Consider the following 22,510-nt stretch of genomic DNA (forward strand, 5'->3'; position numbering starts at 1 on the left):
CCTAAAGGCGCATCCATGCTTATGCCAAAGAATGACTAATGAAGTCGAAAGAAGAATCCCGCGCCCACCCCGACTACTGTTGCAAGACTGATCAGGATCTGATGTCCGATCCCACGCTGTCGTCTCTCCCAGGCATTCCTCCACAGCACCCCGGCTAAAACAATAACCAAAGCCGCCGCTCCCAACCACGGAGAGTGTTCTCTTCCGAGAATCAGGGCCGTCACATAGGCTCCCACCATCGTGCACACAAGCCATACTCCATCCTGGAGAAACTTGTATCTCTGCGTGATCCGATGGTCCCGCGCGACTAGATCGGGCGAAGCCGCAGTAATGCCAAAGGTCGCTGCCATCGACAGTCCGACCGTCACCAGATACCCAAGAACGAGTGCAAGCAAAAGAAAACTGCCGGTAATCATGCGTCTATTTCGGGCCCCTGCGCCGCGCTCCGTGTGGCGCCTTTTCTCGAGACATAGAATGCAAGTCTATCAGCCCGATTCTCCTAAATACCCACCGGATACGGCTTCTCGTGCATCTCCTGGTCCGGATCGCGGCTCCGTTCAAACCGCCCCTGCAACAGGCTCAGCAAGCCCGTATACCAGTATCCGAACACAAACAGCACCAGGAACGGCACGGTAAAGAAGTTCTCCGTCGAGATTGCGTAGTAAACCGTCCATGCAAAGTAACATCCAATCGCCATCTCAATCCAGGGAATGACTCCCAATCGCTTGCGATAGACCTTTGCCTGACTCTTCTCGCCCTTCTTCTTCACGCTATACTTCGGCGTCCTTGCAAAGGCGCTCTTTACTCCAAGCAGCGCTTCCATCACGGCCTTGGTGTTGGTGATCGTCAGTCCCACTCCACCCAGCGCCATGACAAACGGGACGTAGACGATAGATTTGTACCAGCTCTTCGGATAAAGCTCCTTCTGACTCACCATGTAGAACGTCGAAACCGACATCGTGCTCGCGATGAACAAAGGAAAATCGATCAGCAGCATCTGAATGTAGCCCTGCCAGCTACGAATAATCATCGCCGGCATCAGCAATACACTCAGCACGATCATCAGCGGGTAACTGATATTTGCCGTCAGGTGATACCAGGCTTCGAGCTTCGTATGCCATGGCGCATCGCTCTTGAGCACTCGCGGCAAAATCTTTTTCCCCGTCTGGATCAGCCCCTTGGCCCATCGCGCCTGTTGCGTCTTGAACGCAGTCATCTCGATCGGCAACTCCGCCGGACACTCCACATCCTGTAGGTACTTGAACTGCCATCCTGCCAACTGCGCCCTGTAGCTCAAATCGGTATCTTCCGTCAGCGTGTCGTGCTGCCACCCGCCGGCAGTCGAGATCGTCTCTCGGCGCCACATCCCCGCGGTACCGTTGAAATTAAAGAAGACTCCGGCCCGGCTTCGGCCTCCATGTTCGAGCACAAAGTGTCCGTCGAGCAGGATCGCCTCGACCTGCGTCAGAAAGCTGTAGTTCCTGTTCAGGTGTGTCCAGCGCGTCTGCACCATGCCAATCTCCGGCTGCGCGAAGTGATGGATCACCTGCATCACCCACTGCCGCGGCGGTACAAAATCCGCGTCGAAGATTGCTACAAACTCGCCCCGCGCAACGTCGAGCCCCTTGTCCAGCGCTCCCGCCTTATACCCATGGCGGTTGCTGCGATGCAGATACACAATCGGCTGCGGTTCCATTCCGACAAACCCGCGAGCATACCGCTCGACGATATCCCGCGCCACATCGGTCGTCTCATCGGTGGAGTCGTCCAGCACCTGAACTTCAAACCGGTCTCGCGGATAATCGAGTCTGCACACTGCCTCAATCAACCGTTCGATGACAAACTGTTCATTGAAGATCGGCAGTTGAATCGTCACGAATGGCAACTGGCCTTCGGCGAACCGCATCGGTGGCTCACTCCACTTCGCCGCGTTCTTCTTGTTTCTGAAGTAGAGCCACACCAGCTGATAGCGATGAATCCCGTAGAACGCCAGAACAATCATGACGATAAAGTAGGGAATCAGCAGCGCCGTATCGAACGCATTCCATCGATAGAGATGCTCAAACGTCTTATCCGCGTAGTGCGTCTTCCAATAGTGACCGAAGCCCTTTGGACCAACTAGCAACCCGAGTTGCGACGTCAATAATTGAAGAGAAAGGTGCAGGATCGTTGCTCCACCAATGGGTTCGGGTACCCAACTGATTCTACGCGAATCGCCGCTTGAAATCTGGTTCAAACGCACTCAGGCGGCTCAATCAGAATCCCATCGGGCCGGCCCACGGTAACTGTTCCGAGGCGACAGCGGTAGCCCGTCTAGTTCAGAAACATCGTTCTATAAACAGTGTCGCGCTGAACCGGCTTGAAACCTGCGTCGCGAATTACTTGCCGCAGTTGTTCCTCAGTCGCGGCATTTGCGCCCTCAGCGAGCATTACACTGCCCACGTCGTTGCCGCCGAATCGTAACCCAACCTGCAGAACCTTCAGACCCTGCGTCTCGAGATTCGATTGGACGTTTCGGACGTTATCGAGAAACATGCGCGAGATCGCAAGCGTCTTCAAATACTCAACAGCCGTCGCCTCCTCGAACCCCTGCACTGACGCGGCTTTTGGAGCAAAGCTCCATGGTGTGAACGAGGCAAAGCCGTTCGTCTCCTCCTGCAAACTGCGCACTGCTTCCAAATGATTTACGCGATGTTCCATCGTCTCGCCACAGCCGAAGGTCATCGTCGCGGTGGTCTGGATGCCAAGCTTGTGCGCGGCACGGTGGACAGCAAGCCAATCCGCGGTTGTCCACTTTTGGCGAGTGCCCTGTTGCACCTCATCATCGAGAATATCCGCGTCATCACCGGGGATTGAGTCGAGCCCGGCGTCGCGCAGGCGGGCAATTGTGTCCGGCACGGTAAGTCCTGAGTGTTCAGCAATGGATAGAATTTCGCTGGCCGATAGGGAGTGCAGCCAGATGGCGGGGAAGCGCTTTTTGATGCTGCGAAAGACCCCGTGAAACCAAGAGATTGTGAGCGCCGGGGTCACGTCGCCCTGCAGCATCACGCCATGGCCGCCCCTTGCGACGATGTTGGAGATCTTCTCGCAGAGTGGGTCAAAACCCGCGCCAGTTGCGGATTCCGTGTAGGTGACTCTTCCGTCGATAACATAACTTACTACACCTTCGGGGTGCAGCCGGCGGCGTACCGCGTCGGCTTCCATTCCAATTCCAATCAAATCGTCGCTGCGAAAGCAGTCCAGAGCTTCGTTACGGCTAATTCCCATGCTTCAATTCTACGTTTTTTGGCAGAAAAAAATCTGGAGCGGGAAAAGCGCCTAATTATAGGGGGATTTTGCGTTTTTGGGGTGTTTTGCTGTGGTGAAAACGTGGCGAGAACGTGGTGAATTGCGTGGCTAACGTGGTGTTTTAACCGTCACTTTTTCGGAGCAGAAAAATACGCCACGTTTTTGAACTTTATTTTCAGCCGGCGCGTGACTCCCGGACGAACCTACCGGTGCAGCAACTCAACCAGCAGAATAATCACCACCACCGCTAGTATGAGCAGCAGCGAGACCCCGGCCTTCAGCCACAGGCCAAACGATGCCACGCCCTTCTCGAGCGTCGCCATCCTATGTTCGTGTTGCTCCATCGAAACCCGCGCCCGCTTCACCTCTTCGCCTACTGCGGTGATCTGGGCGCTCTGGTCCTGCAACTGGCGATAGAGGCCCAGGTGCGCCTTGGTGACTTGCCCCAGGTCGCCGCGAACGCCCTCGGCCATGGCCACCAAGGCCGCCTCGTTCGCCTTCTCAGAGGCGGCCTTGGACGTGAAGAACTTGTCGGCCAACGGCAACAGGCGGGATATGTGAGGGAGTAGCTCGAACAACTGTGCGATTACCTTCGGCCACATGCGGTACTCCTGGTTTGTCTCATTTAATTGATGAAGGCACTAGTCCAGCCAGATGCCTAATCCTAGCGCGAACGCCCCTTTACCGGTTTATAACGGATTTTCATTTTCAGGTTTCTATGGATTCAGGCTCGCGCGACCCTGCCGCCATCTCATCACGAGCGCGACAATCGTAACCAGCAAAATGGCCGTCACGATCCCCTGCGACCATAGGCAGTAGATACACCACTTCTGGAGGACGTACGCCTCGATATAACTGAGAAACGCCGCGAAGAGAAACCCAATCTGGGCGAACTCGAAGACCAGCCACCAGCGGCCCGTGAGAGCGAGCACGCCAATCGCTGCATAGCCAACGATGCCGAGCATCGCAACGGGAATATGCGACCCTGCCGACTTGGGATCTTCGTCGAAGGTGCGGGGAGGGAAGACCGCGAACCGACTGTGATTCACGGCACCGCAATCGAACTTTTCGGTGACCGCACAGGGTGGCGCGAGAGCCGGGTCCATGTAGTGGACATGAAGCGCCATCGTTGAGACTACGATTCCAGCAACCGCCAGCAGGGCAATCAGATACTTCATGACTTTGATTTTACTTCGCCCGAGGCAAGGTGAATTCCATGTTAATTCAATAAGATGCAAACTCTTTCATCTTGCTCTGGGGATGTAGAAGAGATACTCTTGCCGCCTCCCCGCAAATCAACTGTGGAGCTTATTATGCGTTGGAAGCACGTTTATCTCGCCTTGTCTCTCGCCGCAGCCTGTTCGTTGACTGCACATGCCGATGTCTTCGGAACCTTCGAACTCTATAGTCAATTCGCAAGTGGAGCGACGGCTACAGGAACAATAACGATTGATGAAACAACGGGTACCATGACTGCAGCGGACCTCACCTACGTCCTGGGAGGCAACTCCACTGTGTACAACACAGTTAACTTCCAGTCATTTTTACCCGAGGGTATTGAGTTCGAGCGGATCGGAACTCTAAGCGAATACATTGCCCTAGAAACCGCAGGGACGTGGGTCGGCTATACGGGCGGTGAGCTGTGCACGGAAGCATTCAACTGCCCAGACCCTGACATTACTAACGGCTTCTTTGTCAGTGCTCTCGTCGAACCCAAAGATGTCGATGACCCTGTGACGAGCGGAACTTTCACCGCTGTCACATCCACCGGCGTCACACCAGAGCCGAGCAGCTTTGCTCTACTGGGCACAGGTTTGTTGGGAGCTGTGGGGATCATCCGACGTCGCATGGCTATCTGATCACGGGCAGCACCAGAGAAAGCCACCTTCGGGTGGCTTTTGCTGTTACTGTACTCTGCCTTCATCCAATGGAGTGATTGGCCGGATTATCATGGGTTTGTGATGACCTCTCTTAGCCGCCGCCGTTTCCTCACGCTCCTCGGAGCCACCGGCGTCTCCGCATCAGTCACGCCGTCTCTCCTCGCCGCGGCCGTACCATCCGCGGCCACGCCATCCGTGCAGGTGCAGGAGCCATTTACCTTCCTCTTCGTCACCGATGCGCATCTGCAGCCCGAGCTCAACGGCGTAGTCGGCACCGATATGGCCTTCAAGAAAGCCCGTGCGGTCAAAGCGGACTTCGCCATCAACGGCGGCGATCACGTCTTCGACTCTCTCGCCGTGCCCAAGCAGCGTGCCCTGACGCTCTTCGATCTTTACGACAAGACCGAGCAGGATCTTGGCGTGAAGGTGTATCACACGATTGGCAATCACGACGTTCTCGGCATCTATCCCGCGAGCGGCATCGCGCAGGACGACCCGCTCTACGGCAAGAAGCTCTTCGAGCAGCGCCTGGGCAAGCTGTACTACTCCTTCGATCACAAAGGCCACCACTTCATCGTGCTGGACTCGATCGGCATCACGCCGGACCGCGCCTACGAAGGCCGGATCGATGCGGCTCAGCTCCAGTGGCTCGCCGCCGACCTCGCGGCGCTGCCTTCGGGGACACCGGTCATCGTCTCGGTTCACATTCCCCTGGTCACGGCCTTTGGTGCGTATACACCCGAACAAACCGTCGCGCCGACTCATCACAGCCTGAGCGTCGCCAACGCGAATCAGGTCTCGATCTCTTTGCCGGACACAACGTTCTTGGCGTTCTGCAAGGCCATACTCACATCAACGAGACCGTTCTGTGGAAGGGCGTCCCGTACATTACCAGCGGAGCTGTCTGCGGTAACTGGTGGCATGGGACACGTCTCGGCACCCCCGAAGGATTTACGGTGGTCACGGTCGCAAACAACAAGCTCACCACGCACTACGAGCCTTCGGGCTTCCAGTCGGTCGCACCACAAAATACCTAGAAGATTCACCTGCTCCTGCTGGACTTGACAGAGCTACGCCTCTCTTCGTCGATTTTGGTACCATGGTACATTGGTACATATGGCAGAACCGAAGAACCTGGTTGAGATTGAGCGGATGCAGACGGGCGTCCGCATGGAGAAACGGCTGTTGAAGGTATTGAAGGCTGTCGCTGAGTTGAAGGACATGAGTCTTGGCGATCTGCTGGAGGGAATCGTGCTTCACGCGTTTGAGGGCAAGGCTCCGTTCTCGCCCCAGACGCTGAAGGAGATCGAAAAGCTGAAGGGCATCTATGGCCTGACGCTGCGTGCGTCGGACAGCCATCGATTGAAGGAGCGAAGATGAACGCAACGAAGTTACTTTCTTTCGCACTTGCAACAGGCGCGGCAGGTTTGGGACAACCCGCTGCGAGCGCGCAGGCAGCAGCCTCGCCAGCGCATGTCCGCAACAGCTTTCAGTTCGTCGTCCCCGCTCCGCTCGGTCGTGCAGCGGGACTCTTCGGGCCGGAGGGGGAGCGATGCTGGGCGGGCCCGCACTGGAATCCGGAGTTTCTGCATCCTCAACCGGCACAGGACATCGAGGGCGCCGTCTTCACGGTGCAGCACGGTCCGCACAAGAGCGTGTGGGTCAATACGGTCTTCGATCCAGCAGGCGGACGGATGCAGTACGTGTCGTTTATCCCCGATGCGCTTGTCTCGACGGTGGATGTGCGCCTCTCCACGCTCACTCCGTCGACGACGAAGGTCGAGGTGATCTATGTTCGGACCGCTCTGGATGCAGCCGCGAATGAAGACGTGATTGCTATGGGGAAGCGTGACGCAGGGAATGGGGCGGAGTGGCAGAAGGCGATCGAGGACTGCCTGGCAGCAGAGCAAAGGCACGAACACTAGTAATCAGCGACGTGTGACCGTATCAAATCGCGCAGAGATTTGAAAAAAGTGGGTGAGACCTTGCCGATTCGGGGGTATGCTGGGTAGCACTTCAGACGAGGTCCAAATTCCAGAGCTGTCTCGAGCTGAGCTGTGTTCTGCGCCCAGATGCTATTTCATCTCTCAGGAGTGATGCCATGCAGTGTCCTGTCTGCCACAACGAAGTCTCCTCCCAAAGTGCATTTTGTAGCAGCTGCGGTGCGCCCCTAGGTGCGGCCGGCGGCGCTTCTGCGAGTTCCACCGTGCCTCCTCCACCGAACTACACGAATGTTCCGCCAGCCTACTCGACGGTACCCCCTGCGTACACTACGGCTCCGCCGGCTGCGACCAGCACCGGGCTCTCGGAGAATGCGGCCGCCGCGATCGCCTACCTCACGATCATTCCCGCGGTCATCTTCCTGGTGCTTGAACCTTACAACAAGATGCCGCTGGTGAAGTTTCACTCGTGGCAGTCGATTGGGCTATGCGTTGCAGCGACGGTGTTGCAGGTGCTCATCACGATCGGGGAGATGGCGATGCACTTCATCCCCGGAATTGTCCTGCTATTTTCGTTGATTCATCTTGTGATCGGCCTGGGCCTCTTCCTGGTGTGGCTCTTCATCATCCTGAAGGCCAGCAAGGGCGAGTGGTACAAGCTGCCGATTATTGGCGACTTCGCTGAGAAGCAGGCGCGCGCCGCTTAGCTTTCTTTGCCGCGGGGGGTGGCGAGTCCTCTCTCCGCGGGCTGAAGGCTGCGAGTCGTTTTTCCATCACGGCTAGTGCGGTGGTGCTCTCATCGATCATCACGAAGCTGCGCCCATGTTTCGCTGCGGCTGCGCCGGTGGTGCCACTGCCGGCAAAGAAGTCCAGCACTGTGTCGCCGGCATTTGAGTGGACGCGCACGATCCGTTCCAGGATTCCCAACGGTTTTTGTGTGGCGTAGCCCGTCTTCTCTTTGCCTGTGGGCGAGACGATGGTGTGCCACCAGACGTCGGTCGGTGTCTTGCCTCGCGCTGCTTTTTTTGCGCCCACCAGCCCGGGAGCCATGTAAGGGATGCGGTCGCTCTCGTTCAGGTTGAAGGTGTATTGTTTCGGGTCTCTGGTGTACCAGAGGATGTTGTCGTGCTTGGCAGGCCAGCGCTTGGTGGCGCGAGCGCCGTAGTCGTAGGCCCAGATGATCTCGTTCTGGAAGCACTCGCGCCCGAAGATCTCGTCGAGCATGACCTTGCAGTAGTGCACCTCGCGGTAATCGATGTGGAAGAAGAGGGAGCCGGTGGCGGAGAGGATTCGGTGCGCTTCGACCAGGCGGGGTCGGAGGAAGCCGAGGAAGTCGTCGAAGCTGTCGCCGTAGCCTTGGCCGCCGTTTTGCTGCTCCGCTACTTCGGTGCGGTAGCGGAAACCGCCGAATCCTACGCGGTCGCCAGTCTCGTCGCGGATGGTCTTTATCTGCTTGCGGGCCTGCCGTTTGCCTGTATTGAAAGGGGGATCGACGTAGATCAGATCGATGGATTCGGCGGCCATCGCCTGCAAAATGTTTAGATTGTCTCCGTGCACGATCCGGTTCATACCATCGTCTCCGCTCCTAACACTAACGTACCCTTGGTCTCTTCGGCTGCGAAGTGTATCTTTCTCTTCGAAGGCTTGGCTGCATCGGCCAGGTTTGATTATGTCTCCCAATCACCTCATCTACGCTATGCTGACCCACCGGGGCCGCGTCCGCCATGGTAACGAAGATACCTGTGCTGCGGCGCCTGAGATTGGGGCGTTCGTCGTCTGCGACGGCATGGGCGGAGCGGCAGCGGGAGAGGTCGCGAGCAATCTGGCTGCAGATACTTTTTTGGCCAATCTCAGGCCACAATCGAGTAGCGGGGAAGAGATGCAGAAGCCGCAGGCTCGCCTCAACGCGGCCATTCAGGCAGCAAATCACGCTGTCTACCAGCAGTCCCGCCAGTCGCGACAGTTCAACGGCATGGGAACGACTCTGGTCTCCCTGCTGCACACCCCTGTGGTCAACGGGGAAAATGGCAAGGCGAGCGCCGCCCGCCGCTCGCCGACCAACCACATTAACTCCCGCATTACCGATCCTCCGACGCTCTGGCTGGGCCACGTCGGCGACAGCCGCTGCTACCGGCAAAGGCGCGGCAAGCTCGAACAGCTCACCATTGATCACTCGCTGGTCGAAGAACAACTGCGCGCCGGGCAGATCACCATGGCTCAGGCGGCGAGATCGCCCATGCGCAACCTCATCACACGCGCGGTCGGTTCGCAGCCCACCGTTGAGGCCGAGATTCAGAGCCACCGCCCACAGCCGAACGATGTCTACATGCTGGCCTCCGACGGGCTGACCCATGAGGTCAGCGATGAAGAGATCGTGGAGATTCTGGCCTCCATCCCCAAGCCGCAGACCAAAGGCGCGCTCACCACGGCGTGCGAGGAGCTCATCACGATCGCAAATCGCAACGGAGGCCATGACAACATCACCGTGCTGCTGGTCGCTGTCGTACCCTGATCTTCCCCCGACTAACCGCCCGTAATTCGCAGACCCCTCGCAAACTGCTACACTGCGAAGTCGTCTGAAACTCCTCTATGTCCGATTTGAAAAGCATTGCAATTCTCGGCGCCGGCACCATGGGCAACGGCATCGCGCACGTCTGCGCCCGCTCCGGCTTCAACGTCATCCTCTACGACCTGCAGCAACCGTTTCTGGATCGTGGGCTTGCTACTATCGAAAAAAATCTTGCTCGCGAAGTTACGAAGAACAAGCTCAGCCAGCAGCAGGCCGACGAGGCGAGGGCGCGCATCACTCCTACTCTTGACCGCGAAGCGCTTGGCAGTTGCAGCTTCGCCATCGAGGCGGCGACGGAAAAGTTTGCCATCAAGTCCGAGATCTTCCGTGATCTCGACCGCATCCTTCCGGCCGACTCCATCCTTGCGACGAACACCAGTTCCATCTCCATCACGAAGCTTGCCGCTGTGACGAAGCGTCCTGAAAACGTCATCGGCATGCACTTCTTCAATCCGGTGCCCGTGATGCAGCTCGTCGAGGTAATTCGTGGCCTCGCGACTTCACAAGCCATCTTCGATGCCGTTCACGCGCTCTCCAAACAGCTCGGCAAGACTCCGGTCGAGGTGAATGACGCTGCCGGATTTATCTCAAACCGCCTGTTGATGCCGCTGATCAACGAGGCCATCTACTCCGTGATGGAGGGCGTGGCCACGGCTGAAGCTGTCGATCAGGTCTTCGTGCTTGGCATGGCGCATCCCATGGGGCCGCTCACCCTGGCTGACTTCATCGGCCTCGACGTCTGCGCTGACATCATGCGGGTCCTCGCCGATGGGCTTGGCAGTCCAAAGTACAACCCCTGTCCGTTGCTGGTTCGCATGGTCGACGCTGGCTGGTTGGGGCGAAAATCGGGCCGTGGCTTCTACACCTATCCCACGGCGTAGGTCACAGGCTGACGCGGCGATTCCAGGGATACACTGAAAAGATATAAATAGAAGAGGGAGAGGACATGCCGCAGGAGTTTTATTACGAAGACTTTTACGTAGGCCAGAAGTTCCATTCGATTGGCCAGGCTAAGGTGACTGCCGAAGAGATCAAAGAGTTCGGCACCAAATACGACCCGCAGCCCTTCCATCTGGACGAGGCTGCCGGCGAAAACTCCTTCTTCAAGGGCCTCGCAGCGTCGGGCTGGCTTACCGCCGCCATCGTGATGCGCCTTCGCGTTCAGTCGATCACGGTTGCCGGCGGCATGATCGGCGCGGGCGTTGAGGAGATGCGCTGGACTGAACCCGTTCGTCCCGGCGATTCGCTCCGCACCGAGATCGAGGTGGTTGGTGTCCGCCAATCAAACTCCCGCAAGGAGTATGGTGTAGTCCGTACCCGCACACTCGCCTTCAACCAACGCGACCAGGTGGTCATGCGCTCGACGGTAAACTTCCTCGCTCCTGTCAGACCGACCACCTAGCCGCGAACGAGCCGATTTCAATGACTAGTGAAGATCTCGCTCTTCTCAAATCCAGCATCGACCTCGTGGTTACGCTGGAGACCGTCGAGGGCGAGCGGTTCCTCGCTCAGATCCTCTTCGTCTTCGACGGTGAAGAGACCCCCGACGTCTTCTACCTGAAGGTCGAACCGGGTCCCGACGGCAACTTTGTACCGATAGGAAGCGGCGGCCATTCGACGCTTCTCGCCGATATCGCTTCGGTTCATCGATTGGCGTCCTGAAGCTGTAGCCGGAGGAACCAATGTGGTTACCTCGGCCACTTACTCACAACCAAACGGCGTATTCTTAGCGAATGATGCGTATGACAGTGCTCGCCTCCGGTTCCAAAGGCAATAGCACCGTCATCGCCAGCTCCCGGACGCGCGTTCTGGTCGATGCCGGCCTCTCCTGCCGCGAGCTGCTGAAGCGCATGGCCATCGCCGGAGAAGACCCTTCCGCACTCGATGCCATTCTCATCACGCATGAGCATCAGGACCACGTAGCGGGCCTGGCTGTCCTTGCTCGCCGTCTCAAGATTCCTGTCTTCTTTACCGAGCCGACCCACCGCGCGTGGGTGCGTATGCTCACCCCTCGCAGCACGATGACCTACGCCAAGTGGCTCGATCATGTACAGCGCGAAAAGGAGGCCCGCGCCGCCACGATAGCCGCAGGCACTTCGACCGCTGGCGTCGCCGCACAGTTAGCCGCGCAGGCCGAGGCGATCGCAAGCATCTCCGCCGAGGCTGCCGTGCTCAGCCGCTCAGACGACCCAAACGCTCCTCTCGAGCTTCCCATCGATCCCGATGACGAAGAGCTCTGCGGCCCTGAACTCGAATCTGCCGCCGCACAAAAAAACGTCGCGAAGAGCGATCCCACTCATCTGCCTGCCGTCGAGTACTTCCACTCCGGCACACAGTTCTCCATTGGCGATATCGACATCACACCCTTCACCATTCCGCACGATGCGGCGGACCCCTGTGGCTTCGTCTTCGAGTCTGAAGGCATCCGTATGGCACTGGCAACGGACCTGGGCTATATGCCACCGAACGTCAAATCCGCCCTGAAGCGCGTCGATGTTCTGTTGCTTGAGTCCAACCACGACCTTGAGATGCTCCGTGACGGGCCGTATCCGTGGTCGGTTAAGCAGCGCGTTCTGTCGCGGGTCGGCCACTTGTCGAATCATGCCACTGCGGAGTTTCTGCAGAAGGACTACGACGGTGGCGCCGCATGGATCGTTCTCGGCCACCTCTCCGAGTCCAATAACGCTCCTGAGCTGGCGCGGCTTGCGGCCGAGCAAGCTCTGTGCGATCAGCCGACTCTGCTTGGTAACCGAATTCTTTTAGCTGGGCAATCTGCTCCCCTTGATCCAATCTGCCTATAACTCTTGTGTTACCAATGTTTACCCCCGGGTGTCTTTTACGGTTACTGTTCGATGAATCCTTTCTTTCCTTCCCTATGTCTAACAGGGTAGAATGGTGACTATAAAGTGATGAAAAAAACAGCGTTAGCATTCCCAGTGAACCGCAGAACCCATGCCTCCGGCTGCATCGATCAGGTGGTGGGGGATATCCTCTCCGGTTGGCGCTATGACATCTCTGGTCTCTCCCCCGCCATGCGCACGGACTACGATCAGCATCTGTCCGACTGCACCCATTGCCGTCGCCGCCAACGCATTGCCCGTACCATCGACGTTCTGCTGATCAGCGTCAGTACACTGTCGATTGTGGCCTTCCTGCTGGCGGCAGTCGTCATTCATCGGGTTGAGGTTGCCACCCACATCAATACCGTCAGGGTCCATCTTAACCAGGCACATGCAGTCGCCGTCTCGCTCCAGGCAGTCGCGATCGCCGGCCTTGTCTTCTCGACGCTTCTCTGGGTTTTGGTTGCAATCGCGACGCCGCTTCCCGGCTTCATCGGGGGCATCGTTCAAGAACGCATTCCCGCAGATCTTCGCGACCGTTTCACTAAGAACGCTGCCTGAAGACAACCATGAATTGTTAAGTTGTTAGCGGCGGAACTCCGGCTCCTCTTCTTAGAATCGCGTTAGCTTTCCGCTGCTGACGACACCGATGTGTCCCTGCATTTGATAGCGTAGAGAAACCATGTCCCCCGCTCCTGAAGGCGAAGTCCTTCCTCCGCATACCGACGCGACGCACGATCATCCGATCCCCGACTACGAGCGAGAGGTGTCGCGCCCGAACTCTCGCGAGCGCGGCTGGAACTTCCTCGCCACGCCTGGCACCTACATTCTGCTGGGCATCAATATCGCCGTCTTCTGCTACATGATCTTTCGGGGCGTCTCACCCAGCAGCCCCACTCCGGGCCAGCTGCTCTACTTCGGCGCCACAAACACCGAGTTCATTCTGCATGGCCAGTGGTATCGGCTGCTGACGGCTACCTTCGTTCACGTCGGCCTGATTCACATTGCGACCAACATGTGGTGCCTGTGGAACCTTGGCCTGCTGGGCGAACCGTTGCTGGGTCCCTTCGGCCTGATCGCTGTCTACGTCATCACCGGTGTCGCTGGTAATCTGCTGGGTCTGTGCTCCAATGTGGTGTTTCGGGACTACAGCTCAGTCGGCGCAGGAGCATCGGGCGCTGTCTTCGGCATCGCCGGTATCCTGATTGTGCTGCTTTCGAACAAGAAGCTCCCGATTCCGGCGTTCGAACTCAATCGCCTTCGCCGCTCCGTCATCCAGTTCGCGGTGTTGAATCTGATCATCGGCATCGGCGCCAACTTTACCAGCATTGTGCGCATTGATAATCACGCTCATATCGGCGGCTTTCTCAGCGGATTGGCGCTGGGTGTGCCGCTGGTGCCACGCATGACCTCCGGTCGCGCCCGCTACCTCGCGCGGCAGAAGATCACCTTCGCCGCGGCCGCGTTTCTGCTGTTCCTCTTCGCGTACTTCATCACCAAGCTTAGGTAGGTTGCTTAACGAGCCAGCGGGTCAGCAAGCTAGCGAACTTCTCGCTGACTTGCTGACCCGCTGTATTCCGCTGACTGGCTAGACCTCAAAACGTTAGTTTGAGGGCAAGTTGTATTAAGCGTGGATTGTTGACGATCGAATTTACCGTGCCGAAGAAGGGGGACACTTGGCCCGCAGCCGGTGAATTGAAGTTGATGTCGGCGATTGGCGATGCGTATTGCGGGTGATTGAAGAGATTGAAGAATTCAGCGCGGAAGTTCAAGCCCATCTCACGAGGTAAACGGAATTGCTTGATGAGTGAGAAGTCCGAGTTGACGAAGTCGGGTCCTGCGACGGGAAGACGACTGGCATTACCGAGCTTGCCCGGGGTGACCAAATTGCCGGCGTTATCAAATTGTTGAGCCTGAGGGGCGGTAAAGCAGGCACGGTTGATCCACTGGTAGAGTCTGTGGCTTGCTGCGTGCGTATCGCAGCCGGCAACCTGGTCGGGCCGGTTGAGATTAAAGCTGTTGCCGCCTTCATTGAAGGCGGTGCCCGACTGATTGCTGCTGTCGATCAGAGGAACCGGGAACCCGGAGGAGATCCTTTCAATGAGCGTGACTTGCCAGTTGCCGAGAAGGCTGTCGGTCACAGGCCCCCAGGTGCTTCCGAATGCCTTGCCCTTGCCGAACGGCAGGTCATAGATGACGCTTGCCGTGAAGCTGTGATTCAGGTTGATCTGCGACAGGCTCCAATCAAGATTTTGCCAGTTGGGCAGAGGGAAATACACCGCGCTTAACAGCGAGCCCAGACCGTCGCTTAAACCGTTGTCGTAGGTGCGCGAGTAGGTGTAGGCGATCAGCGCGTAAAGGCCGTGCTTAGGCGTTTTGGTCTCTGCTTTGATCTGCAGCGAGTTGTAGTGGGTTTTGCCTACATCGCCAAAGAGAATGATCGAGTTAAAGTTCTCGGTGGGGAAGGGAAAGATGTAGGGTGCGCCGCCAGGCAGGCAGCCGATCGTATAGGTCGGGTCGACTCCGCAGGCAGAGGGGCTGTTGACGTTGATGGCATTGCCGCTAACCAAGATGTGGCCGGCGACCGCGCCAGCATAGCCAGCGGTGAGAAGAACATCGCCGGGTAGCTGCCGTTCTACGTTGACGTTGTATTGATGAACCCTGCCGGGCTGGAAGTTGGGCGGCTGGTAGTAGAACGTGCCCTGGAAGTTGTCCACAGTCCCCGGCGAGGGCGGAATCGGAAAACCGGTGGAGAGGAAGAAGGGTTCCGAAGGTGTCTGACCGTTAAGAGCGCAGAATGAAGTCGCAAAGGCGCAGCCCGCCCCAGCGAATTGGTCCGTCTCGCCGAGGTTGGGTGGATTTTGCCACAGACCCTGCGCGCCCTGGCTCCAGACAGAGTCGTGGTAGATGCCGAAGCCGGCGCGGAGCACGGTCTTGTCGCTGCCAGCAACCTTCCAGGCGAAGCCTACGCGGGGTTCGTACGCGCCACCGAACCGATTGATGCCAGCCGATCGGCTCACCCCGTCTTGTCCGGCGATGAGAAGCGCTCGGGTCGAGGGGATGTAGTTCGCCATTCGGTCATGGACTTCGGTGATCGGACTTGTAATGGCCCACGCCAGACCCAGGTTGACAGTCAGGGACGGAGTCAGGCGCCAGTCATCTTCGGCGAAGGGCCGTACGATCTTCCACCGGCGGCCAGTGATTGAGCCATTCGTTGTCTGGTCGTGGATGGCGCCTCCGCTAATACCTAACAGCAGGTCTGCCAAGGGATTGCCGGTGGCTTCCCCTCCCCCCGTGAAGTTTCCGGTGGCACCAGGGAGCAGAAAGCCGGATCCAAAGGCCTCTGTACCCACATTCATCTGGTTGGCACGGAGATCGATGCCGACGTGAATATCGTGTTTACCGCGGATCAGGTCGAGATCGTCTTTGAAGGAGTAAATGTTGGTTCCGCCCTGAAATGGCGAGTAGCCACGATCGCCCAGTGACCAATATCCACTGGTGGGCTCGATAGAAACCACACCTTGACTGAAGGAGCCTCCGGCAAGTGGGGTACCGTCCGGCGAGCAGCCGGTATTGGCGTTGGGAATGCCCAGAAGGGCCGATCCGCAGGTGAAGTTACCCTGTGAGTCAATGTAGTTGAAGATGCGGTCGTACCCGAAGGTGGCTTGGTTGAGTGTGTTGGCTGCAAACACGTGGCTCCAGCCGACGGCGGCATTGCGTGCGTGATTGATCAGGTTTTCATTGCTGCCGAAGGCGTTGGCTTCGGCAAGCCCGGGAGCACCGCCCGGCGCAAAAGAGAATGCCTGGTCGTAGCTAAAGCGGCCAAACAGGTTGTCCTTGGTCGTGAGCGAATGGTCTACTCGAACATCGAATTTGGTTTCGTTCAGGACGCGGACGGGCTCGTTAACATAGTTGAAGCCATTGCCGTTGGCGTTGGGCGCAGGATAGATATTGAGCAGTCCCTGGCCCGCGCTGTTGATCAGGTTTTGAGGGATCTTGTTGCAGGGGGTTCCCTGTGACTGGCTTCCGTCGGGGTTCGCGGGTATAGGATTGCCGTTGCCGTCGCATTGGAAGTAGACGTTCGGGTACATTGCGGGGTTGGTGGATGAGCCGGCCATATTAGGGTTCGCAATGGCTAAACCTGAGACAGGCTGACCGAAGGGGTCGGCCGAGAAGTCGCCCTTGCGCATGGCCAGTGAAGGAATGAAACCTGTGAAGGTGATTCCTTGACGCTGATACTTCTGCTCGCCATCCACGAAGAAAAACGTTTTGTTGTGGATGATGGGCCCACCGAAAGTGCCGCCAAATTGATTCAGATTGAACTTCGGGGTTGTCGTGGCAAAGGGGCCTTTCGCGTCGAAGGCGGTGTTGCGCACGAACTCAAAGAGAGATCCGTGGAAGTTGTTTGTGCCCGACTTGGTTGTGACCAGCACGGTCGGGCCGGCGCGGGTGCCGTATTCCGCGGAGTAGCTGTAGGTGAGCACCTTGAATTCCGCGATATCGTCGATCGAAGAGAGGACGCCAACTCCGCCCGCCGTCAGCTCGTTATTGTCGACTCCGTCGAGGAGCCAATCGGTGCTGTTGGGCCGGGAACCGCCGACCGACAGAGAGAAGGAACCGCGCGCGGCCACCTCGCTGTCGGTGCCAGAGGTGAAGAAGCTGCCGGAGTTGGTCTCTGCCGTAGCGCCGGCGGTGAGCGTGGCGAGTTGGACGAAGTCACGACCGTTCAACGGAAGCTGCGACACCTGCTGCCCGGTAATGACCTGGCCGAGCGAAGGGTTCGTGGTCTCGGTGGTCACGGCGTCACCGGAGACCGTGACGGTAGAGACCACGGTTGCAGGAACGATGGAAAAATCAAGTTCGCGGGCTTCGTCAACCTGGAGACGGAGATCTTTCGCTTCGGTGCTTTGGAAGCCGGTGAAGTCGACACGCACTGTGTAGTTGCCGACAGGGAGCAAAGGAACAATATAGTGGCCTGCGCTATCCGTCTTGGCTTCGCGAGTCAGGCCGGTGCCCTCTGCGGTGACCGTGATCGTAGCCTCCGCTATGGCCGATCCGGATTTATCGTGGACATTTCCGGAAAAACTACCGGTGGCCTGGCCGTACATGGCTGGACAGATGGCAAACACGAGAGCAAAGGCAACAACAAAAAATGAGGTTTTGAGCGAAATCATATTCGTCAAACCTTCTATAAAGTTCGGACACTGGCCGTTCCTGATTATGCGTTTCATCACAACCCCTTTCGATAACTTCGGCTAAAGGTGGTTCTTTCGTGGAGAGGAAGATTGCAGCTTATAGAGCAGGGCACTACCAAGACAACGAAATTCCATAAAGAACGGAACGATTTTGAATAGCCAGTCCCGCTCCTCGCAAATGACGAGAAGTTGTGGCCCGATCGGAAACATTGAGTCCCGAAGCCCCGCGTAACGCGATGATTTTACAAACTTTAAAAAGTTGAGGTACGAATACGCTACAACGAAAATTTCTGATGTCAATCTAAAACAACATTGAGAGAGCCATCAAAAAGGTAATCGATCCATCGAACGTGGCGCCTGCGTCCTCACTTCTCGGAATACAGTGCATACGTTCGGCGACAGAGTTGAGTTCGCAAGAATCGCAGATTTTTTGCTGAATGGATGCTCTATCGCAGCCCGATCATTCGCCCTTGGCCCAGAACTCTTCCAGCACACGCGCACTCTCTTCGAGCAGCGCCTGCGCCTCCACATCAAATGCGTTCAGATGTTCGCTCTCCACATCAAGAGTGCCGATCACGCGATCGCCATGGCTGAGAATCGGAACGATAATCTCCGCACGGGTACTGTCGAACGTAGTCATGTAGCCTGAGTCATCGGCCACATTCCCCACGTTGATGGTTCTTCTTCCAGCGATCGCCCTCGAAGTAAGACCCTGCGTAATCGGAAACGCCGGATGAGAGGGGGCGGAGTATCCACTCCACGCAATATTCACCACCAGCTCGCGCTGAAAGTCGACATCGTAGATCCCCACCCAGCGCCAGGAGCCTTCCTTCCGAATCGCATCCACGATACGTTTCGCTTTGGTCGCGCGGTCTGAGTTTTCGGCGGTAATGCTCCTGAGCGTATCCAGCAGTTCGCTATCCGGCACTAGTCGATCCTCCGGTCTTCGTCAGGGAAGAGGGTTGTATTTCGCTGCAAATTGAGGGGAAGGGAAGTTGGGTTAGCTGAGCGTCGTCTGGGCGAACTTCCGCACCATGGCCAACAGCAGTCTTCGGTCGCTCTCCGACAAGTGGGCCGAGTAGCGCTGCACCTGCGTCAAGAATCGAATCTCCTCCTCGCCGAGGTTCAGCCCCGACATCTCCTTGGCCATCGCCTCCTCGGCGAAGAACTCCGAGAGCTGCAGGTCCAGAGCCCGTGCAATCTTCTGCAGCGTCTCCAGCGATGGCACCGTGTGGCCGTTCTCCACGCGCGAGAGGTAACAGCGCAGAAGCCCGGTTCGCTTCTCGATGTCGCCCTGCGACATGCCCTTTTGCAGCCGGTATCCACGAATTGTCGTACCGATATTCATCGAGATCGAAAGAGCCTCAATCGACTCGTTCGCCACATCTACAGGGATAGTTTGCATGTCAGCCATTAGCCACAAAGTAAACACCCGCAACGACTTGGTCAATGACTATCTTGGGGGGTCATGTGAATCCTGAACCATCCCAGGTTCATGCAGAGGGAGTTACCAGCCAAACCCTGAAGCCTTACTTGAACCCTGCACCGATCTGGAACCGTGCCCATCATTACTGGATCAGTTACTAGCGCCAAGGTAACGCAGGTCATACCCCAATCCACCGGTAAACGCTGCACAGGTCGTCCGGGGAAGCGACGTGGTCGGCCGCTGCATCTTCCTCCGACATTTCCACAGTCCCGGTCCACAGAAGCTTGAAGCCTGCGTGGGCATCGAACACCTCGCCCGCCTCCGGGTTGAAGTAGATCACGTCCAGCAGACCCGGCCGGTCTGCAAATTCGCTCTCCAATCGCTCGATGAGTCGCTTCACCACCGGCGCGGCAAATGGATTGAAGAGATAGAGCAGGCAAGGTCCCTCGGGAAACGAAAACTCCGTAGCATCCTGACAAAGAATCTGCACCGGACACGCCGCTCGTCCTGCGCCGGTCCACACGGTAAGATTCGCCTCGGCGGTTTTAGCGAGCGATGCGTTCAGTTCCACACCGATCGCCTGCCGAAACTGAAACTCCGAGGCCATCATGACCGCGCGCCCCTTCCCGCAACCCAGGTCGACAAAGTTGTACTGAGTGATCGCTGCATGGCCCGAGTCCGCGATCCAGTCCTCCATCACCCGCCGAAACCGCGACGGAGCCATCCCGTAGTACGCGGTGTTGAACACATCGTTTTTATGTCCCGTGCGCAGGTCGCCGCCACCGATCAGCCCGCTCGTCTCGACGCCGTAGCGCTGGTCGAACGGATGCAGCAGAGGCTTCTCCTCACCTGGGGCTCTATCCTGGCGATGCAGCCGCCCCAGCGCGGTGCGCATCGTTCCACGCAGTCCACGCTGAGCCAGCGACCATCGCAGCTTTGACCATGCCGTGTTGAGTGTCGTCATTGCTTTATCTTGTCTGCGTCAGGAACGAAGCCCCGCCCATCTTTCATCCCTTCGCAGAAACTCAATGCAGCTCCCACCGTAGTGCAGGATCGACAAGCGTCTGCAGCAGAAAGTTATTTCTTGGCGGCGACCAGTGGGCTAACCGGCGCAGCAGCGAGACGAATAGCGAACGTTGCGCCACCACGATATCGACTGCCTTCTCGGAGATAAATGCGTTCCGCATCGAATGTGGTGTTCCGCCCTCGAAGAACAGTCTGTCCGTTCCAATCTCAATCTCATGTTCGATCAGGTAGGCACGAATCACCGTTCCCACAGAGTACTTCTCGAGACCTCCGCGATTCATCTGCCAGTCAATCTCGGAGACGCCGTGATGTCTTCTGCCCCCGAGCAGGCTCATCCACTGGCCGTGCGGCGTCTTCACGCCAACGCAAAACAGCCCGTCCAACTCCTTCATCGTGCGGTATCGCCTCTCGAGAACGACCTCTGAGACAGGATGGGTCGAGGCAGCGTTCAATTCGATCAGCTGAGCCTTGTTCAGCACGCTCTTCACATCGCCCTCGAAGGTGCATCCCAACTCCGCTTCGGCCTTTCGGCGGTAGTACCTCAGATTGCGCCGCGTGTGCTTGCCCATCGCTGCCAGGGTCTCATCGGTCGTCTTCTCCAGCACGATCGTTGCCCCAACTTCGCGTGTCTGTGTCGTCCACAGACGCTTCTTATCTCCCACCGAGCCATCGAAGCACTCTGACCATTTCTCGTTGCCTTCGCCTGCATAGCTGAGCATTACAACCTGCGCGCCATGCGCCATCAGGTAGCGACCCACACTCGCCGAGATCCTCGTCCGTTCGGCAGGCGGTGCAATCACAGCTCTACTGCCATTGAAGTCGCTCGTCGTGAAGACGCGCGACGGCATCCCGAGCACTTTGTACTCATAGACCAGGACCGCGCCCTTCAAATCTTCGGCCCGGAGTTCGGCCAGGTTTAAATTCGAGCGCTTCCCTACCAGCACGAGATAGGGGATCTTCTTCAGGTTGTCATGTCCAGTAAGGAAGTATTCCAGGTAATCCATTGCCCCGGTCTGTTCGCAGAGAGAACTCAGACGCACCAGCACAGGCTGAATCCGCAGAATCGCGGCTCGTCCGCGTAGAACGAAAAAGTGCGCGGTGTCCAGATCGTTCCCCAGTAATTCCTTCACTTCATGACTGGTCGAAAGCATAGTGAACCGAAGATCGCTGAAAATAATGCGGGTGGTTTTTTCCTGTGCTGCTGCTTGTGATGCTTCTCGCCAGCTCTAAAGGCCGGTCACGGGCAAAAGAAAACAAAGAATTTTTTTGCCAGATGAGTCACGTGGCGGCTAAAAAAACATACGCCAAATCCATCAATTCGGATCTTCCCAGTTCATCGATTGCTGCAATGTTTCTGGAGCGGGTTTTTCAAGTTCTACCCCCTGTGTCTACAAGAAGTAATCCCAAAATAGCTCTGAACGGGCGAGAAAGACGGACGTCGACCACGAAAACCAAACCATAAATCACGTGCTAGAAAGACTTTACAGCAAGTCACCCACGAGACGGAGAATTAAAAAGTTCCTCCAACTGGTAACCCGGCAGCAGTTACCCCATGTACATGCCACCATTTACGTCCAACGTGTGACCGGTGATATACCCTGCCTCTTCCGACGCGAGAAACGCAACCGCATGTGCGACCTCGACATCGGTTCCGACTCGACCCATTGGAATGAACTGCGCGTTCATTGCCTTTTGATCCGCGGTCAGCACCTCTGTCATCGCCGTCTCGATAAACCCAGGCGCCACCGCATTCACCGTAATCGTCCGGCTCGCCAGCTCCCGGGCCAGCGACTTGGTCAACCCAATCAGCCCTGCCTTCGAAGCCGCATAGTTCGCCTGCCCCGCCTGCCCCGTCTGTCCCACCACCGAGGTCACATTGATGATCCGTCCCCACCGGCCCTTTACCATCTGCGACATCACCGCCTGCGTCATCAGAAATGCGCCCGTCAGGTTCGTCGTCAGCACATCGTCCCAATCCTTCCGCTTCATCCGCAGCGACAAAATGTCTCGCGTGATCCCGGCGTTGTTCACCAGGATATTTACGGCGCCGAAGTGCGCGATCACAGCCTTGGCACACTCCTTGATCGACTCTTCGTTCGCGACATCCAACGCAAACGCATGTGCCTTACCGCCCGCAGCCGTAATCTCCGCGGCAACCCCCGCCAGCTTGTCGAGATTTCTTGCCGCCAGCGCCACCGTCGCTCCAGCCCGCGCCAACTCCAGCGCACATGCGCGACCAATTCCCTGAGACGCCCCGGTAACCAATGCAATACGACCTGCGTTAATGCTCATGAACCTCCTCGAACCCAAACTCACTCATTATACGAAGCGCAGCTGTGAACTCCG

The 22,510-nt window shown here is 57.4% G+C and carries 24 protein-coding genes and 1 pseudogene; 13 read left to right on the plus strand and 12 right to left on the minus strand.

All coding sequences use genetic code 11. The annotated features are described in order from the left end of the window. Positions 1–35: 35 nt before the first annotated feature. From RBB76_RS14990 to RBB76_RS15010, 5 genes are all read right to left on the minus strand, one after another. Positions 36–416 (minus strand): hypothetical protein, encoded by a 381-nt coding sequence (locus RBB76_RS14990; protein ID WP_429630085.1) that lies wholly within the window; start codon positions 414–416, stop codon positions 36–38. 83 nt (positions 417–499) lie between these two features. Then, complete coding sequence (locus RBB76_RS14995) at positions 500–2,002, minus strand: glycosyltransferase (RefSeq protein ID WP_429630331.1); 1,503 nt, start codon at positions 2,000–2,002, stop codon at positions 500–502. Positions 2,003–2,313: 311 nt separating this feature from the next. Beyond that, positions 2,314–3,267, minus strand: a complete 954-nt coding sequence (locus RBB76_RS15000; protein WP_429630083.1) for a radical SAM protein — start codon at positions 3,265–3,267, stop codon at positions 2,314–2,316. 224 nt (positions 3,268–3,491) lie between these two features. After that, on the minus strand, positions 3,492–3,890 hold the full coding sequence (locus RBB76_RS15005; RefSeq protein WP_429630081.1) for a hypothetical protein: 399 nt from the start codon (positions 3,888–3,890) through the stop codon (positions 3,492–3,494). 114 nt (positions 3,891–4,004) lie between these two features. Beyond that, positions 4,005–4,466 (minus strand): vitamin K epoxide reductase family protein, encoded by a 462-nt coding sequence (locus RBB76_RS15010; protein ID WP_429630079.1) that lies wholly within the window; start codon positions 4,464–4,466, stop codon positions 4,005–4,007. A gap of 135 nt (positions 4,467–4,601) precedes the next feature. Here RBB76_RS15010 and RBB76_RS15015 point away from each other — a divergent pair, with 135 nt between their 5' ends. From RBB76_RS15015 to RBB76_RS15040, 6 genes and pseudogenes are all read left to right on the plus strand, one after another. Further along, on the plus strand, positions 4,602–5,147 hold the full coding sequence (locus RBB76_RS15015) for a PEP-CTERM sorting domain-containing protein (protein ID WP_429630077.1): 546 nt from the start codon (positions 4,602–4,604) through the stop codon (positions 5,145–5,147). A gap of 102 nt (positions 5,148–5,249) precedes the next feature. Beyond that, positions 5,250–5,861 (plus strand): annotated as a pseudogene (locus RBB76_RS15020) (metallophosphoesterase family protein); the annotation flags it as partial. After that, positions 5,813–6,205: a metallophosphoesterase family protein gene (locus tag RBB76_RS15025; protein ID WP_429630329.1), complete on the plus strand. Its 393-nt coding sequence runs from the start codon at positions 5,813–5,815 to the stop codon at positions 6,203–6,205. The pseudogene RBB76_RS15020 and the gene RBB76_RS15025, both read left to right, overlap by 49 nt. A 79-nt stretch (positions 6,206–6,284) precedes the next feature. Further along, positions 6,285–6,548 (plus strand): hypothetical protein, encoded by a 264-nt coding sequence (locus tag RBB76_RS15030; protein WP_429630076.1) that lies wholly within the window; start codon positions 6,285–6,287, stop codon positions 6,546–6,548. Beyond that, positions 6,545–7,093, plus strand: a complete 549-nt coding sequence (locus RBB76_RS15035) for a hypothetical protein (RefSeq protein WP_429630074.1) — start codon at positions 6,545–6,547, stop codon at positions 7,091–7,093. The genes RBB76_RS15030 and RBB76_RS15035 overlap by 4 nt, the downstream gene beginning before the upstream one ends. 176 nt (positions 7,094–7,269) lie before the next feature. Then, positions 7,270–7,815, plus strand: a complete 546-nt coding sequence (locus RBB76_RS15040) for a hypothetical protein (protein ID WP_429630072.1) — start codon at positions 7,270–7,272, stop codon at positions 7,813–7,815. On the opposite strand, the gene RBB76_RS15045 is transcribed toward RBB76_RS15040, so the two are convergent. After that, positions 7,775–8,677, minus strand: a complete 903-nt coding sequence (locus RBB76_RS15045; protein ID WP_429630070.1) for a DNA-methyltransferase — start codon at positions 8,675–8,677, stop codon at positions 7,775–7,777. The two genes, RBB76_RS15040 and RBB76_RS15045, sit on opposite strands and share 41 nt — an antisense overlap. Positions 8,678–8,777: 100 nt before the next feature. Here RBB76_RS15045 and RBB76_RS15050 point away from each other — a divergent pair, with 100 nt between their 5' ends. The 7 genes from RBB76_RS15050 (at position 8,778) to RBB76_RS15080 (ending at position 14,027) form a co-directional block, all read left to right on the plus strand. Further along, entirely contained in the window at positions 8,778–9,620 is an 843-nt protein-coding gene (locus RBB76_RS15050) for a PP2C family protein-serine/threonine phosphatase (protein WP_429630068.1), read from the plus strand. A 77-nt stretch (positions 9,621–9,697) separates the two neighbouring features. After that, positions 9,698–10,558, plus strand: coding sequence for a 3-hydroxybutyryl-CoA dehydrogenase (locus RBB76_RS15055; protein WP_429630066.1), 861 nt, complete (start codon positions 9,698–9,700; stop codon positions 10,556–10,558). Between the two features lie 65 nt (positions 10,559–10,623). After that, the gene (locus RBB76_RS15060) at positions 10,624–11,079 is read left to right on the plus strand and encodes a MaoC family dehydratase (RefSeq protein ID WP_429630064.1); all 456 of its coding nucleotides are present in this window, start codon (positions 10,624–10,626) and stop codon (positions 11,077–11,079) included. Positions 11,080–11,099: 20 nt separating this feature from the next. Continuing rightward, the gene (locus RBB76_RS15065; RefSeq protein WP_429630062.1) at positions 11,100–11,339 is read left to right on the plus strand and encodes a hypothetical protein; all 240 of its coding nucleotides are present in this window, start codon (positions 11,100–11,102) and stop codon (positions 11,337–11,339) included. Between the two features lie 71 nt (positions 11,340–11,410). Next, on the plus strand, positions 11,411–12,478 hold the full coding sequence (locus RBB76_RS15070; protein ID WP_429630060.1) for an MBL fold metallo-hydrolase: 1,068 nt from the start codon (positions 11,411–11,413) through the stop codon (positions 12,476–12,478). A gap of 135 nt (positions 12,479–12,613) precedes the next feature. Further along, the gene (locus RBB76_RS15075; RefSeq protein WP_429630058.1) at positions 12,614–13,078 is read left to right on the plus strand and encodes a hypothetical protein; all 465 of its coding nucleotides are present in this window, start codon (positions 12,614–12,616) and stop codon (positions 13,076–13,078) included. A 121-nt stretch (positions 13,079–13,199) separates the two neighbouring features. Continuing rightward, positions 13,200–14,027, plus strand: a complete 828-nt coding sequence (locus RBB76_RS15080) for a rhomboid family intramembrane serine protease (protein ID WP_429630056.1) — start codon at positions 13,200–13,202, stop codon at positions 14,025–14,027. An 85-nt stretch (positions 14,028–14,112) separates the two neighbouring features. Here RBB76_RS15080 and RBB76_RS15085 read toward each other — a convergent pair whose 3' ends face one another. From RBB76_RS15085 to fabG, 6 genes are all read right to left on the minus strand, one after another. Continuing rightward, entirely contained in the window at positions 14,113–17,691 is a 3,579-nt protein-coding gene (locus tag RBB76_RS15085; RefSeq protein ID WP_429630054.1) for a carboxypeptidase regulatory-like domain-containing protein, read from the minus strand. Between the two features lie 481 nt (positions 17,692–18,172). Next, positions 18,173–18,640 (minus strand): GAF domain-containing protein, encoded by a 468-nt coding sequence (locus tag RBB76_RS15090; protein ID WP_433963435.1) that lies wholly within the window; start codon positions 18,638–18,640, stop codon positions 18,173–18,175. Positions 18,641–18,712: 72 nt separating this feature from the next. After that, a complete protein-coding gene (locus tag RBB76_RS15095; protein WP_260698189.1) occupies positions 18,713–19,060 on the minus strand; it encodes a helix-turn-helix domain-containing protein in 348 nt (115 codons plus the stop codon). Between the two features lie 256 nt (positions 19,061–19,316). Next, complete coding sequence (locus RBB76_RS15100) at positions 19,317–20,102, minus strand: class I SAM-dependent methyltransferase (protein WP_429630052.1); 786 nt, start codon at positions 20,100–20,102, stop codon at positions 19,317–19,319. A gap of 61 nt (positions 20,103–20,163) precedes the next feature. Next, on the minus strand, positions 20,164–21,294 hold the full coding sequence (locus RBB76_RS15105; protein ID WP_429630050.1) for a hypothetical protein: 1,131 nt from the start codon (positions 21,292–21,294) through the stop codon (positions 20,164–20,166). Positions 21,295–21,709: 415 nt separating this feature from the next. After that, positions 21,710–22,456, minus strand: coding sequence for a 3-oxoacyl-[acyl-carrier-protein] reductase (fabG, locus tag RBB76_RS15110; RefSeq protein ID WP_429630048.1), 747 nt, complete (start codon positions 22,454–22,456; stop codon positions 21,710–21,712). Positions 22,457–22,510 lie beyond the last annotated feature (54 nt).

It is taken from the genome of Tunturiibacter psychrotolerans (assembly GCF_051013365.1).
GTDB lineage: Bacteria > Acidobacteriota > Terriglobia > Terriglobales > Acidobacteriaceae > Edaphobacter > Edaphobacter psychrotolerans_A.

Coding starts and splice junctions, on each gene's coding strand:
- RBB76_RS15040 (WP_429630072.1), top strand. CDS start 7,270: ATGCAGTGTCCTGTCTGCCACAACGAAGTCTCCTCCCAAAGTGCATTT.
- RBB76_RS15035 (WP_429630074.1), top strand. CDS start 6,545: ATGAACGCAACGAAGTTACTTTCTTTCGCACTTGCAACAGGCGCGGCA.
- RBB76_RS15100 (WP_429630052.1), bottom strand. CDS start 20,102: ATGACGACACTCAACACGGCATGGTCAAAGCTGCGATGGTCGCTGGCT.
- RBB76_RS15085 (WP_429630054.1), bottom strand. CDS start 17,691: ATGATTTCGCTCAAAACCTCATTTTTTGTTGTTGCCTTTGCTCTCGTG.
- RBB76_RS15055 (WP_429630066.1), top strand. CDS start 9,698: ATGTCCGATTTGAAAAGCATTGCAATTCTCGGCGCCGGCACCATGGGC.
- RBB76_RS15060 (WP_429630064.1), top strand. CDS start 10,624: ATGCCGCAGGAGTTTTATTACGAAGACTTTTACGTAGGCCAGAAGTTC.
- RBB76_RS15095 (WP_260698189.1), bottom strand. CDS start 19,060: ATGAATATCGGTACGACAATTCGTGGATACCGGCTGCAAAAGGGCATG.
- RBB76_RS15010 (WP_429630079.1), bottom strand. CDS start 4,466: ATGAAGTATCTGATTGCCCTGCTGGCGGTTGCTGGAATCGTAGTCTCA.
- RBB76_RS15070 (WP_429630060.1), top strand. CDS start 11,411: ATGATGCGTATGACAGTGCTCGCCTCCGGTTCCAAAGGCAATAGCACC.
- RBB76_RS15030 (WP_429630076.1), top strand. CDS start 6,285: ATGGCAGAACCGAAGAACCTGGTTGAGATTGAGCGGATGCAGACGGGC.
- RBB76_RS15065 (WP_429630062.1), top strand. CDS start 11,100: ATGACTAGTGAAGATCTCGCTCTTCTCAAATCCAGCATCGACCTCGTG.
- RBB76_RS15005 (WP_429630081.1), bottom strand. CDS start 3,890: ATGTGGCCGAAGGTAATCGCACAGTTGTTCGAGCTACTCCCTCACATA.
- fabG (WP_429630048.1), bottom strand. CDS start 22,456: ATGAGCATTAACGCAGGTCGTATTGCATTGGTTACCGGGGCGTCTCAG.
- RBB76_RS15045 (WP_429630070.1), bottom strand. CDS start 8,677: ATGAACCGGATCGTGCACGGAGACAATCTAAACATTTTGCAGGCGATG.
- RBB76_RS15050 (WP_429630068.1), top strand. CDS start 8,778: ATGTCTCCCAATCACCTCATCTACGCTATGCTGACCCACCGGGGCCGC.
- RBB76_RS15080 (WP_429630056.1), top strand. CDS start 13,200: ATGTCCCCCGCTCCTGAAGGCGAAGTCCTTCCTCCGCATACCGACGCG.
- RBB76_RS15015 (WP_429630077.1), top strand. CDS start 4,602: ATGCGTTGGAAGCACGTTTATCTCGCCTTGTCTCTCGCCGCAGCCTGT.
- RBB76_RS14990 (WP_429630085.1), bottom strand. CDS start 416: ATGATTACCGGCAGTTTTCTTTTGCTTGCACTCGTTCTTGGGTATCTG.
- RBB76_RS15000 (WP_429630083.1), bottom strand. CDS start 3,267: ATGGGAATTAGCCGTAACGAAGCTCTGGACTGCTTTCGCAGCGACGAT.
- RBB76_RS14995 (WP_429630331.1), bottom strand. CDS start 2,002: ATGATTGTTCTGGCGTTCTACGGGATTCATCGCTATCAGCTGGTGTGG.